Source organism: Salmonella sp. SJTUF15570 (assembly GCF_043357055.1).
In the GTDB taxonomy this organism is placed as follows: domain Bacteria; phylum Pseudomonadota; class Gammaproteobacteria; order Enterobacterales; family Enterobacteriaceae; genus Salmonella; species Salmonella enterica.
The window spans coordinates 35,344-48,576 of sequence record NZ_JBEUKJ010000014.1 but is presented as its reverse complement, the minus strand read 5'-3'; the positions used below and the strand labels follow the sequence as shown (position 1 = coordinate 48,576).

The 13,233-nt window shown below is 53.2% G+C and carries 14 protein-coding genes; 3 read left to right on the top strand and 11 right to left on the bottom strand.

Annotated elements, in window-relative coordinates:
- Nucleotides 1-14 precede the first annotated feature (14 nt).
- The 9 genes from ABVN44_RS21195 to mdh form a co-directional block, all read right to left on the bottom strand.
- Nucleotides 15-1,316 carry an oxalacetate decarboxylase subunit beta gene (locus ABVN44_RS21195; protein ID WP_023232442.1) on the bottom strand — a complete coding sequence of 434 codons (1,302 nt, stop codon included), beginning with the start codon at nt 1,314-1,316 and terminating at the stop codon, nt 15-17.
- A 12-nt stretch (nt 1,317-1,328) separates the two neighbouring features.
- Nucleotides 1,329-3,095 (bottom strand): sodium-extruding oxaloacetate decarboxylase subunit alpha, encoded by a 1,767-nt coding sequence (oadA, locus tag ABVN44_RS21190; RefSeq protein WP_052895293.1) that lies wholly within the window; start codon nt 3,093-3,095, stop codon nt 1,329-1,331.
- Between the two features lie 15 nt (nt 3,096-3,110).
- Nucleotides 3,111-3,353 carry an oxaloacetate decarboxylase subunit gamma gene (locus tag ABVN44_RS21185; protein ID WP_000180123.1) on the bottom strand — a complete coding sequence of 81 codons (243 nt, stop codon included), beginning with the start codon at nt 3,351-3,353 and terminating at the stop codon, nt 3,111-3,113.
- Between the two features lie 156 nt (nt 3,354-3,509).
- The gene (gene ttdB / locus ABVN44_RS21180; protein WP_000162405.1) at nt 3,510-4,127 is read right to left on the bottom strand and encodes a L(+)-tartrate dehydratase subunit beta; all 618 of its coding nucleotides are present in this window, start codon (nt 4,125-4,127) and stop codon (nt 3,510-3,512) included.
- Nucleotides 4,127-5,026 carry a L(+)-tartrate dehydratase subunit alpha gene (ttdA, locus tag ABVN44_RS21175; protein ID WP_000045350.1) on the bottom strand — a complete coding sequence of 300 codons (900 nt, stop codon included), beginning with the start codon at nt 5,024-5,026 and terminating at the stop codon, nt 4,127-4,129. The genes ttdB and ttdA overlap by 1 nt, the downstream gene beginning before the upstream one ends.
- Before the next feature lie 32 nt (nt 5,027-5,058).
- Nucleotides 5,059-6,327 carry an SLC13 family permease gene (locus tag ABVN44_RS21170; protein WP_000433390.1) on the bottom strand — a complete coding sequence of 423 codons (1,269 nt, stop codon included), beginning with the start codon at nt 6,325-6,327 and terminating at the stop codon, nt 5,059-5,061.
- 210 nt (nt 6,328-6,537) lie between these two features.
- Complete coding sequence (locus ABVN44_RS21165) at nt 6,538-7,203, bottom strand: GntR family transcriptional regulator (RefSeq protein ID WP_001171581.1); 666 nt, start codon at nt 7,201-7,203, stop codon at nt 6,538-6,540.
- A complete protein-coding gene (locus ABVN44_RS21160) occupies nt 7,190-7,819 on the bottom strand; it encodes a GntR family transcriptional regulator (protein ID WP_000723776.1) in 630 nt (209 codons plus the stop codon). Before ABVN44_RS21160 ends, ABVN44_RS21165 begins: the two co-directional genes overlap by 14 nt.
- Before the next feature lie 119 nt (nt 7,820-7,938).
- Nucleotides 7,939-8,877 carry a malate dehydrogenase gene (mdh, locus tag ABVN44_RS21155; RefSeq protein ID WP_000861586.1) on the bottom strand — a complete coding sequence of 313 codons (939 nt, stop codon included), beginning with the start codon at nt 8,875-8,877 and terminating at the stop codon, nt 7,939-7,941.
- Between the two features lie 414 nt (nt 8,878-9,291).
- Between mdh and argR the strand changes: the two genes are divergently transcribed.
- From argR to yhcN-B, 3 genes are all read left to right on the top strand, one after another.
- On the top strand, nt 9,292-9,762 hold the full coding sequence (gene argR / locus ABVN44_RS21150) for a transcriptional regulator ArgR (RefSeq protein WP_001257852.1): 471 nt from the start codon (nt 9,292-9,294) through the stop codon (nt 9,760-9,762).
- Between the two features lie 364 nt (nt 9,763-10,126).
- Nucleotides 10,127-10,390, top strand: a complete 264-nt coding sequence (gene yhcN, locus ABVN44_RS21145; RefSeq protein WP_000695693.1) for a peroxide/acid stress response protein YhcN — start codon at nt 10,127-10,129, stop codon at nt 10,388-10,390.
- Between the two features lie 103 nt (nt 10,391-10,493).
- A complete protein-coding gene (gene yhcN-B, locus ABVN44_RS21140; RefSeq protein WP_000853277.1) occupies nt 10,494-10,760 on the top strand; it encodes a DUF1471 family stress response protein YhcN-B in 267 nt (88 codons plus the stop codon).
- A 59-nt stretch (nt 10,761-10,819) separates the two neighbouring features.
- On the opposite strand, the gene ABVN44_RS21135 is transcribed toward yhcN-B, so the two are convergent.
- Together ABVN44_RS21135 and aaeB are read right to left on the bottom strand one after the other, a co-directional pair.
- Nucleotides 10,820-11,092 (bottom strand): hypothetical protein, encoded by a 273-nt coding sequence (locus tag ABVN44_RS21135; protein WP_001103887.1) that lies wholly within the window; start codon nt 11,090-11,092, stop codon nt 10,820-10,822.
- A 171-nt stretch (nt 11,093-11,263) separates the two neighbouring features.
- A complete protein-coding gene (gene aaeB / locus ABVN44_RS21130) occupies nt 11,264-13,231 on the bottom strand; it encodes a p-hydroxybenzoic acid efflux pump subunit AaeB (protein ID WP_000510913.1) in 1,968 nt (655 codons plus the stop codon).
- Between the last annotated feature and the right edge of the window lie 2 nt (nt 13,232-13,233).

Genomic DNA, 13,233 nt, shown 5'->3' with positions numbered 1-13,233 from the left:
CCGGTTAGATTGGATTACATTGCCAGCACGTACTTCAGCATCACGCCCGCGGCAATGGCCGAACCGATAACCCCCGCCACGTTCGGGCCCATCGCGTGCATCAGCAGGAAGTTCTGTGCGTCCGACTCCAGGCCCACCTTGTTTGACACCCTGGCCGCCATCGGCACTGCCGACACCCCCGCCGAACCGATAAGCGGGTTGATTTTGTTCTTACTGCACAGGTTCATCAGCTTCGCCATCAGCACCCCGGCCGCCGTCCCAATCCCGAACGCAATCACACCCAGCAGCAGAATGCCCAGCGTCTGCGGCTGCAGGAACTTATCCGCGACCAGCTTCGCGCCCACCGACAGTCCGAGGAAAATGGTGACGATATTAATCAGCCCGTTCTGTACCGTGTCGCTCAGACGCTCCACCACGCCGCTTTCACGCATCAGATTGCCAAAGCAGAACATTCCCAGCAGCGGCGCGGCGTCCGGCAGCAGCAGCGCCACCAGTAGTAACAGCACCACCGGGAACAGAATCTTCTCCCGCTTACTCACCGTGCGCAGCTGCACCATGCGGATTTTCCGCTCTTTCTCGCTGGTCAGCGCGCGCATAATCGGCGGCTGGATTAACGGCACCAGCGCCATATACGAGTACGCCGCCACCGCGATGGCCCCCAGCAGCTCCGGCGCCAGCTTGCCCGACAGGTAAATCGCCGTCGGGCCGTCCGCGCCGCCGATAATGCCGATGGCCGCCGCCTGCGGCAGGGTGAAGGAAATCAGGCCGAAGTAGTTCAGCGTCAGCGCCCCCAGCACGGTGGCGAAGATGCCGAACTGCGCCGCCGCGCCGAGCAGCAGGGTGCGCGGGTTGGCCAGCAGCGGGCCGAAGTCGGTCATCGCGCCGACGCCCATAAAGATGACCAGCGGCGCGACGCCGGAGCCAATCGCCACTTTGTAGAACAGCGCCAGTACGCCAGGCGTGTAGCCCATGTCCACCGCCAGATTTTCCATCTGGTTCTGGACGGAGGGCAGCGCCAGCGCTAACGCCTCTTTAATGGCATGCACGTCCGGCGCGCAGTTCAGCTTCGCGGCAATCACCGCCAGCTGCCCGGCGTCGTGGTGCGCCAGCAGGCTTTCCAGCGCGGTCAGCGCCATGCCCGCTTCCGGGATGTTGGAGAGCAGGCCGCCGAAGCCAATCGGCAGCAGCAGTAACGGTTCGAACTTTTTCGCAATCGCCAGCCACAGCAGCAGCAGGCTGACCAGCAGCATGATGGCCTGGCCTGCGCCAAGGTGCATCAGCCCCATGCCCTGAAGCAGTGCGTTCAGACTTTCCATTTCAGTTCTCCGTTACGCCAGCGTCATCAGGGTGTCGCCCACGGAGACGGCGTCCCCGGACTTCACCGCGATACCGCGTACCGTCCCGGCCTGCGCGGCGCGGATTTCGGTTTCCATCTTCATGGCTTCCAGAATCAGCAGCACGTCGCCTTCGGCCACCGTCTGGCCCTCGCTGGCAATCACCTTCCAGATGTTGCCCGCCAGCGGCGCGGTGACCGGGGTGCCGGCGCCTGCCGGAGCGGCAGCGGCTGGCGCGGAGGCAGGAACGGCTGCGGTCAGCTGGCTGATATCGCCGCCGTCGCTGACCTTCACCACAAAGGCCTTACCTTCCACTTCCACGGTGTAGACGCCGGAGGCAGCGGCTTTTGCCGGGGCAGCAGCAGGCTGCGCGGCTTCCGCCTGCGGCAGTGGCTCAAACGCCGCCGGGTTATGGCGGTTCTCAAGGAATTTGAGACCAATCTGCGGGAACAGCGCCACGGTGAGCACGTCGTCAATGGCGTTTCCCGCCAGAGTGATGCCCTTCTCCTGCGCCTGGCGCCTGACGTCCGCTTCCAGTTCAGCCAGCTCCGGCTTCAGCAGGTCCGCCGGGCGGCAGGTCACCGGAGCGCCCCCTTCCAGCACGCGGGCCTGTAGCGCGGCGTTGACCGGCACCGGAGTGTGGCCGTATTCGCCCTTCAGTATCCCGGCGGTTTCTTTGGCGATGGTTTTGTAGCGCTCGCCGGTCAGGACGTTGAGCACCGCCTGGGTGCCGACAATCTGTGAGGTGGGGGTCACCAGCGGGATGAAGCCGAGGTCCTCGCGCACGCGGGGGATTTCCGCCAGCACCTGGTCCAGCCTGTCCGCCGCGTTCTGCTGCTTCAGCTGGCCTTCCAGGTTGGTGAGCATTCCGCCCGGTACCTGGGCCACGAGGATACGGCTGTCGTAGCCCTTCAGCTGGCCTTCAAAGGCGTGGTACTTTTTGCGCACCTCGCGGAAGTAGGCCGCTATGCTCTCCAGCTTCAGGATATCCAGCCCGGTGTCGTGCTCAGTACCTGCCAACGTCGCCACCAGCGCTTCGGTGGCCGGGTGGCCGTAGGTGGCGCTCATGGAGGAAATCGCCGTGTCCACGCCGTCAACACCCGCCTCGATAGCCTTCAGCAGGGCCATCTCCGCCATCCCGGTGGTGGCATGACAGTGCAGGTGCAGGCGCACCTCAAAACGTTTTTTGATTTCGCTGACCAGCTCATACGCCGCCATCGGGGTGAGAATGCCGGACATATCCTTAATCGCGATGGAATCAACGCCGGTCTCTAACAGCTGTTCGGTTAAATCCAGCCAGGTCTGCAGGGTGTGCGCCGGGCTGGTGGTGTAGGAGAGCGAGCCCTGGGCGTGTGCCCCGTGGCTGCGCACCGCCTGCAGTGCGGCTTTCATATTACGCGGGTCGTTCATGGCGTCGAAGACGCGGAACACGTCCATGCCGTTTTTCACCGCGCGCTCGACGAAGCGCTCCACCACGTCATCGGCGTAGTGGCGGTAGCCGAGCAGGTTCTGGCCGCGCAGCAGCATCTGCAGCGGGGTTTTGGGCATGGCCTTTTTAAGCTCGCGCAGGCGCAGCCACGGGTCTTCGCCGAGAAAGCGGATACAGGCGTCAAAGGTGGCGCCGCCCCAGCACTCCAGCGAGCCGTAGCCCACGTCATCGAGCGCGGCGGCAATCGGCAGCATGTCATCAAGGCGCAGGCGGGTGGCGAACAGGGACTGGTGGGCGTCACGCAGGACGACGTCGGTAATGGCAATGGTCATGGATCCCTCCGGGAATTAAGCGTTAAGGCGGTGATGGTGAATGGCGGCGGCAATCACCGGCTTTAAGCGGGTGAAGTCGTCCACGACGGGAACGGCGCGCGGTGCGGGCGCGGCGACGGGTTCCGGGAAGAAGCGAGTAATCACGGCAGACATGCCGCGGATGGCGAAAATCAGCAGGAACAGAAACGCCAGCACGAACCCCATGCCGAGGAACATCAGGGTGAAGCCTTCACCTAATAGCAGAGCTGCATTAGTCATAAAATAGCCTTCAGGCAGGAGGCACGATAATGGGGCTATTTATGACGATGAAATAATAAGGGTGGATTTCCCTGAGCCGCCCCCGGCCAGAGCCCTTGGTTATTATTATCGTCATAACGTATTACCACCATTATCGTGCAATTTACGTAATCAGGTTTATTTGATGAAACTTACGTTCTGGCATATTTCATCAGCGACGATCTCTTTACGCTGATTAAAAATAATTTTGTTCTGTTCAAACAGATTATTCCCATGGGTATCAATAGAAACAATCAGCGGGCCAAACTCTTTAACCCGACAGACCCACAGAGTTTCCGGCATCCCCAGATCGCGCCATTGGGCATCTTCAATTTCTTCCACGCACACGGCGGCTACAACCGCACAACCGGCAGGGAATACGCAGTGCAGCGCTTTGTGTTCAGCACAGCCCTCTTCGGTACCTTTACCCATACCGCCTTTACCCACAATTAATTTCACGCCAGTCTGCGCAATAAATTCTTTTTCGAATTTCTCCATACGCATGCTGGTGGTTGGTCCAACGGAGACCATTTCAAACTTATCGTCTTCGCCTTTAATTGGGCGGACAATGGGGCCAGCGTGTAAAATAGCGCCGCCGCGAACATCTACCGGAAGTTCGCGACCACCTTCAATTAAACGGCGATGGGCTACGTCACGGCAGGTAACAATATGACCGTTGAGATAAATAATATCGCCAGCCTTAATATCCGCTAAATCTTCATCTTTAATTGGCGTAGTCAGGATTTTTTTAGTCATCAGAAATTCACTCCGCTGTGAGACGTAATGGTGTAATTCAAATCTTTATCGAAAACGATATGCCCTTTACGGTGCGACCAGCAGCCGACGTTTACCGCCACGCCGATGGTAGAAGGATGACGCGCGGTGTTTTCAATGTTCACGCCCATAACGGAGGTATTACCGGACATCCCCTGCGGCCCCAGGCCAATTTTGTTAATGCCTTCTTCCAGCATTTTTTCCAGCGAGGCTGCACGCTCATTCTCGTTATGCGAACCGATCGGACGCATCAGCGCTTTTTTCGATAGCAGTGCCGCCGTTTCAACAGAGGTCGCTACGCCCACGCCAACCAGCAGCGGCGGACACGCGTTGAGGCCGTAGCTGGTCATCACATCCAGTACAAAGCGGGTCACACCTTCATAGCCTGCACCCGGCATCAGCACCATCGCTTTCCCCGGCAGAGAACAACCGCCGCCCGCCATATAGGTATAAATGCTGCACTGATCGGAATTGGGAACGATCTCCCAGAAGACCGTCGGCGTGCCTTTACCCACGTTTTTACCGGTGTTGTATTCATCAAAAGTTTCTACGCTGTTGTGGCGCAGCGGAGAATCTACAGTTGCTTTGATCACCGCCTCACGCAACAACGCTTCCAGCTCGCCAATCAGCGGAAAGTTCGTCCCGCACTCCACCAGAAACTGAATGACACCGGTGTCCTGGCAGGAAGGTCGATCCAGCTCTTTCGCCAGACGCTGGTTCTCAATCATGGTAGTAAAGATGACGTCGGCCAGTTTACTGGTCTCTTTCTTATGCAAATCTTCCAGTTTTGCAGTGACATCATCAGGCAAAACTTTGCCGGTATATCCCACAAACTTGGCCATAACGTCGGTCATATGGGATATCTGTTCACTTTTGCTCATAAATGCTCCTTAGTCAGAACAGCTTCCGTTAATTACGGATGAAAAGGGAAAAGGATTGGCAGCAGGATCAAGCTGACAATGGTTGAAACGATAATCAGGGGGATACCGGCCTTAGCGTAGTCGACAAATTTATAGCCACCCGCGGAGAGCACCATCATGTTGGCAGGCATACCGATAGGGGTTGCGTAGGCGCAGGAACCGCCAATGACCGTCGCCATCAGAACCGCACGCGGGTCGGCCCCCATGCCTGCGGCAATGGACAAACTCACCGGCACCAATAGCGCTGTCGTTGCGGTATTGGACATAAAGTTGGTCATCACAACGGATAAGGCGAAAACGGCGATCAGCAACATGAACGGTGAGGAGTTTTGCCCCAGCATGCCGATTACATAGTCCGCAACCAGCTTGCCTGCCCCGGTCATTTCCAGCGCTTTTGCCAGCGCCAGGGTGCCGCCAAAGATAAAAATAGTCTGTGAATCAATGGCTTTATAGGCCTGTTTTTCCGTGAGTACGCCGCTTACTACCAGCACAAGAGCGCCAATACAACCGGTCACGGCCAGGCTGACACCGATCTTCTTCTCAAAGATCATGCCGAGGATCGTTGCGATCAACACCACCAGTGAGAGCCGTTGTTTCCACTGTGGAACATGGCTGTAGTCACGTTGCTCCCCGACGCTCCCCACCTCACCGCCGGTCGCATTATTCGGCAGAAAGCGATAGCCAATAGTCAGGAAGTAGAGAATGCCGCAGATGAGCATCGGGAGACCGATTTTTGCGTATTCAAAAAAGCCAAAGCCGCCGCCAATATTCTGTAGCGCAGACTGCGCGATAAGATTTCCCGGCGCGCCAATTAACGACAGGTTACCGCCCAACGCAGCGGCGAAAACCAGCGGCATCAGTAGACGAGAACGCGAGAAGCCCGATTTTGCCGCCACGCCGATCACCACCGGAATCAAAACCGCAGCGGTACCGGTGTTAGAAAGGACGCCAGACATCAAACCCACCACCACCATAATGGTGAAGATCAGCTGTTTTTCTGTTTTCGCGAAGCGCGTGATGACGCCGCCCACTTTGTTTGCCATACCGGTCTCGAACAACGCGCCGCCCACGATGAACATCGCGACAAAGAGGATGACGTTAGTGTCGATAAAGCCAGCAAAGGCCTGTTTGATATTCAGAACTCCGGTGATCACTAAGGCCACGCAGACAATCATGGAAGTGACGGCCAGTGGCACTTTTTCCCATACAAACATGACGATAGCGAACACCAATAAACATAAGGTAAGGGTAATGGGTTCCATATTTATAATTATCCAATCAATGATATATGATATTGTATCCAATGTTGACAGGGAGAAATTATTCCCATACAAAAACTAAGTCAAATCGTTTCTCAGGAAAGATGCAGGAGTGGGATCTACATCAAGATCGTGGTTAGATCGTTACTGGACGTGATTAATAGAATTGAAGAATTGGTTGAAGCGCCTGCGATGCTCACGCAGGCGAAAAGATCAGGCAGAAGGGTCACCAACATAGCGGGTCAGCATATTCTCCATCGAGCGAATAATGTGTTCGCGCATGCGCTGGCGTGCCAATGTTTCATCATGAAGTTCAAGAGCTTGCAGAATACTTTTATGTTCCTGAATGGAAATCACGGCATACTCTTCTTCGGTGACCTTATGGCCCATCGACAGGCCGTTCCACATATTACAGAGCAACATTTTCATTTTTTCGTTGCCAGCAACATTCCATATTTCCATATGAAATGCCTGATTCAGGTCGGAGTATTCCGCCGAGTTATTTTCCGCGAGAGCCTTTTCAGCGGCATAATGCACCTGGGCTATCCGCGAGATATCGGTGCCAGGACGAGAAGCTTTAGCCACCGCCTCACTTTCTAACAGCGCGCGAATTTCATAGTGTTCACGGATCGTTTGTTCATTGATGCCCAACACCACCGCCCCTTTATTAGGGCGCACTTTTATCAGCCCATCCGCCGCCAGAATCTGAAACGCCTCGCGCACTGGCATACTGGACACGCCGACCATTCCGGCAATGCCTTCTAACGTAATCTCCTGCCCTTCCACTAACTCCCTCGAAAGAATCGCTTTACGCAGCACCGCCGCGACCTGTTCTTTCGCTGAAAGAAGCTTAATCTTCCCTAACTTAGGCTTCTGCACTTTCCCAATCCTTCATATGTTGACGCATTATTTCTGCTAAAGAGAGGAAATAACGCTGCATAACTTGCCCAATCTCATCACGCCGCCCCTGGCGTATGACGTCAGCCAGTTCAGCGAAAAGCTGCGCCGACTCCTGATTATCTTTTTTCAGATGCAAAATAACATAAGAGACATAACCGTCCAGGAACTGCTGATACACCTTTTCCAGATAGCGGTTATTCACATAAGAAATCAGCATCGCATGACACTCCAGTTCGCAGGATTTGTCTTCTGCGACAGCCAGCGCTTGCGCACGTATCAGGAGGGCATCGCCTACTTCGCTGGGTATCAGCGAAAACATTTCGGCGGCCATCGCGGCAATCACGCGAAAAATATGACTCACGCGATCGGCCTCAAGATGCGCGACCTGCATGTGCCTGTTGGGCAGTCGGATTAAAAAACCTTCCTGTTCGAGTGACTGTAGCGCTTCTCGAACCGGCATTCGTGAAAGACCAAGCTGCTCCGCAATACTTTCCTGCGCGAGTTCTTCTCCCGCTTTTATATTGCCGGAAAGAATTTCATAGCGAAGCATTTGCGTAATGTGATCGCGGGTTTGCGTTCTTTGGATCTTTTTCACGACGTTCTCGTTAATAACCGATAAGACGTGAGGAGTTTAGCAGATTTAGTGCTTGATTTCGTGGCTTGTTTACAGTCAAAGAAGCCGGAGCAAAAGCCCCGGCATCGGGCAGGAACAGCTTATTTATTAATAAAATCTTCACCCAACTGAATATCTTTTTTCAGCGTATCCAGCATAGCGTCCAGCGAATGTTGCTCGAAAGCGCTCAGTGTGCCGATGGATTTACGCTCTTCTACACCGTTTTTACCCAGCAGCAGCGGCTGAGAGAAGAAACGGGCATACTGACCGTCGCCTTCCACATAGGCGCATTCCACCACGCCTTTTTCGCCCTGCAGAGCGCGAACCAGAGAAAGACCGAAACGTGCGGCAGCCTGACCCATAGAGAGGGTTGCCGATCCGCCGCCGGCTTTCGCCTCGACGACTTCAGTACCGGCGTTCTGAATACGTTTAGTCAGCTCGGCCGCTTCTTGTTCGGTAAAACTTACGCCTGGAATCTGCGACAGCAGCGGCAGAATCGTCACGCCGGAGTGTCCGCCAATCACCGGAACTTCAACTTCCGTTGGCAGCTTACCTTTCAGCTCTGCGACAAAGGTATTAGAGCGGATGATATCCAGCGTGGTAACGCCAAACAGTTTGTTTTTGTCGTATACGCCTGCTTTTTTCAGCACTTCCGCCGCAATCGCAACGGTGGTATTCACCGGGTTGGTGATAATGCCCACGCACGCTTTCGGGCAGGTTTTAGCGATCTGCTGCACCAAGTTTTTCACGATGCCAGCGTTAACGTTAAACAGGTCGGAACGGTCCATACCCGGCTTACGCGCCACACCCGCAGAAATCAGTACTACGTCAGCGCCTTCAAGCGCCGGGGTTGCGTCTTCACCGGAGAAACCTTTGATTTTTACAGCGGTGGGGATGTGGCTCAAATCAACGGCCACACCGGGAGTCACTGGAGCGATGTCGTACAGGGAGAGTTCTGAACCTGAAGGCAGTTGGTTTTTTAAAAGTAATGCCAGCGCCTGACCGATACCACCAGCAGCGCCGAGGACTGCGACTTTCATCCTAAACTCCTTATTATATGATTAGCTAAGTGTCTATTGCTCCGCGGCGGCGACCTTAATTCACAAATTCAATGATTACAATCCTCACTCATCAAGAATGCGGAGTCGCGCAATTTTGGCTTTTATGCATTTAATTTGCGTAATCCGGATCGACTGCAACCAGAGAGCAACGTTCCTACAGGTGGTGACAATATACCCTACTATCCTCTCAAAACAACATCATTTTGATAACAATTAATTTACTTTTAATCTTATTTGCGAGGCGTGACACAGGCATGTTTCTTGATAACGAAATTTGATAAAATTCCGCTCTTTCATAACATTATTTCAGCCTTAAACAAGGCAGACTGTTTGCATAAAAATTCATCTGTATGCACAATAATGTTGTTTCTACCGCCATATTACGGGTGACTTATGCGAAGCTCGGCTAAACAAGAAGAACTAGTAAGAGCGTTTAAAGCGCTCCTCAAAGAAGAAAAATTCAGCTCACAGGGCGAAATCGTCCTCGCGTTGCAGGATCAGGGCTTTGAAAATATCAATCAGTCCAAGGTCTCGCGCATGTTGACTAAGTTCGGCGCAGTGCGTACACGTAACGCAAAAATGGAAATGGTGTACTGTCTTCCGGCTGAACTGGGCGTCCCAACAACATCCAGTCCGTTGAAAAATCTGGTGCTGGATATCGACTATAACGACGCTGTCGTGGTGATTCATACCAGCCCCGGCGCGGCACAACTCATTGCGCGCCTGCTGGATTCACTGGGGAAAGCAGAAGGTATTCTCGGCACGATTGCCGGCGACGATACTATCTTCACTACGCCTGCCAGCGGCTTTTCCGTAAGAGATCTGTACGAAGCCATTCTGGAACTTTTTGAACAAGAGCTCTAGTCCCACTTCCTCCGTCGTCGTACGGCGGAGGCACCTTTTTGTCCCCTCCCCTCGCCGCTTTCCTGTACGGCTATCATTTGGCAAATCATGCCCTTAAACATTCACCACATGAATGACAAATCAAAAAAACGCACAAAATGTCAAATTTATTAACCCATTGATTTTATTTTATTTTTTAAATGAAAGCGGCGAAAAACAGCAATTTTAATTCCATAACGTTATAAAAAATAAAATTTTTAATGTCTTTAAAAAGCAGAAACAATTAGCGTGGTATTAATTAATCGCGTGATTAGTGTATACTTAATTTTGTGATGAGGGTCACGAAACAAAGACCCCAGTAAAGGAATTCGACGAGGTAAAAATCATGAAAATCAAAACCACTGTTGCAACATTAAGTATTCTGTCCGTTCTCTCTTTTGGCGCTTTCGCCGCAGAACCTATCAGCGCAGAGCAAGCGCAAAACCGTGAAGCAATCGGATCGGTTTCAGTCAGCGCTATCGGCTCATCGCCTATGGATATGAACGCCATGCTGAGCAAAAAAGCGGATGAACAAGGCGCTACAGCCTACCACATTACCGAAGCGCGTAGCGGCAGCAACTGGCACGCCACTGCCGAACTGTACAAATAAAATTCACCTGCCATCGCATATAACGTGTCATTGCTTCGCGGAGATATCGCATAAGAAAAGCCCATTAATCCGCGAGGTTGACCCTATAAAGGAATAAAAGACCATGAAAACGAAATACATTATCGCATCACTCGGCCTGGCCACTCTGCTCTCTTTCGGCGCAAATGCCGCAGTACACCAGGTCAACGCGGAACAGGCGCAGAATCTGCAACCGATGGGCACCATTTCCGTCTCGCAGATTGGCAGTACGCCAATGGATATGCGCCAGGAGATTGTCGCTAAAGCCGAAAAAGCAGGCGCTAATAGCTATCGCATCATCGAATTAAAAGAAGGTGATAACTGGCACGCCACCGCCGAGTTGTATAAGTAAACCCTCGTCGTCTAACCCGACGACTTGCCCCCGCCTGTCGGGGGCTTTTTTATGCTTTTTCAATGCCGGACATTAAACCGTAGCCGCCCCTCCAGCTCTTCTTCCGCTTCATCAAAGAGTAAAATCAGCGCCCCGTAGCGCCTGCGCAGTTTATCAGGCAGGTGAACGAACTCAATCTCTAGCGGTAGAGGTAAGATATCGCTCATTACCGCATCCCATAATGTATCAAGATCGCTTACTTTCTCACTGGCAAGACCAAACGTCTGCGTAAACTCGCGATAAAAATCGCTTTGGTTTTTAATATCATTAAAATCAAAAGTATAGACATTCATAGCCAGCCACCATCCCCGACAGACAATTGTCTGTTTTACTACTAAGCATCATTATGCAGAGGTTTCACTTCCAGAAACGCTTTTAGCCCCGGAGCACTCTTGCGCTGTTTTTGTATCTCAAATAAGTATAGTCATAAAAAAACCGACGCTTTTGGCATCGGTTCTTGTGGGTTAGCTATCGGTAAGCGCGTTCTGGTATTTATGTAACATGCCCGTCAGGCGTTTAACCGGTTCCGTCACCTGCGGCGGCGCCTCCCAGATACGTAATTTCTCCTGATAGATATCCAGCTCATCCAGCAACTGACCAAAGTAGCGTCGCCGTTTATCATCGCTTCCGGCGGAAATAACATGGTCTGCGGTACGACGAAGCTGACGGTGGAACACTGACAGATCCTCATTAACCGGTATCGGCGCGTCGCGCAGACGTTGATGAGCAATGATCATCGTTAGCGCCAGGCGAAACTTCGGCAAATCGCCAGGGAATTTATTCATCAGCAAAAAGAGTTGCTGATATAACGCAGGCAGACGGTTTTCTTTACGACGTACCACGTTGGTCGTCATTGCCGAGACCGCAGCGGAAACAAACTGATTAAGCAGCACGCGACCGGTTCGATCTTTGGATTTATCACGCACCAGCAGGATGACGATAAACGCCAGCATACAGCCGACTATTTGCCCCAACGCGCTATCGAGGAACTGGCTGAAATGGAACGTCATCGGATTATCCAACACAATAATGTTAATCGTACTGGCCAGCGCCCCCATTGACCCCAGACGCCGTTTCTGGACCTCAATGCCGATAAAGAACCCCAATACCGCCAGGCTCAAACATAACAACAGCATACTTTGCTGCGTATTGGGAATAATCACCAGGAAATAGAGCAATCCCAGCGGCAACGCCGCCAGAGTGCCATAAATAAAATCAATGCAGACCATGCGCGGATTGGGTAAACGCATCGCCAGCGAGGTCACCACGGCAATCATCACCATCGCGCCATTACCCGATGTCCAGCCGGTCCATAGCCAGAATAATGTCCCCAGAATGCAGGAAAGCGTGGTGCGCCAGAAGTTCACCATCGCATGGTGGCGTTCAGCGGATTCCACTTTAACTACGGGCTCGCCTTGCAGGATCTCTTCTTCCGTCGCGCTGATTTTGGTGTTACTGATCACGCCGCGTTTAAGCAATAGATAGCGCGTCGCAGCGCCTACCCAGCTATAAAGCGTGACGGGCGTTTCGCGCTCGCCGGTCCAGACAATGACACGCCGCATCCGTTTTAACTGTCTGTGGACGTCCTGTACCGTTTCAACCGGCGTCTCGAACAGTTCCCGGAATGTATCGGTAATCAGTTCCGGCCGCGTGTTTTGAATAAGATAAGTTTCACAGGATTGCGTAATCAGCGTGAGCGAAAGCGTATTCAACGCTTTCAGGCGGCGGTTAGCGCGTACCCAGCGCGAAGATTCCATATTCAGATTACTTCGCATCCCCTCCAGCGCCGCCGTGCGTCGCACCAGATCGCCCCAGGCGTTGTCGACTTCTTCGCTGTCGCCATGCTTAATACAAAGTTGCATTAGCTGATATTGCGCTACCAGTAAACTGTCCAGTTCGCGATCAACCTCCTGCTTTATCGATCGCGGCGAGAAAAGCAGATCCGCTAAAATAGCGCAGCCAATGCCGATGACGATTTCGCTACAGCGTTCAAGCGCAAATTGCGGCGTGAGTAGCGGCTCCGTCTGAATGGTAATCACAATGATCAGCGCAGTATAACCTGACAGTCCCCACGCATAAGAGTTTTCGATCCGTACTAAAGAGGAGATCCAGGTACAAAAACCGGCCCAGACACAGCACACCAGAATCATCAATAGCGGCGCGCGGATCATAGAGATAATAATGATAAGCGCGGCGATACAGCCAATAAACGTCCCGATAATACGCAACATTCCGCGATAACGGATAGCGCCGGAATAGGGTTCCCCGCCGGCGGCAAATGCCGGGCCTGCCGCCACGATCGCGGCGGTCAGCACCGCCCAACGCGGCGTCTCCAGTTGAAAATGGAAGCCGATAAATAATGCCAGCACAATGGCGCACGCCAGCTTTACCGCAAAACGAATGTGCTGGTTGGCAATGGAGAAAATGCCCATGA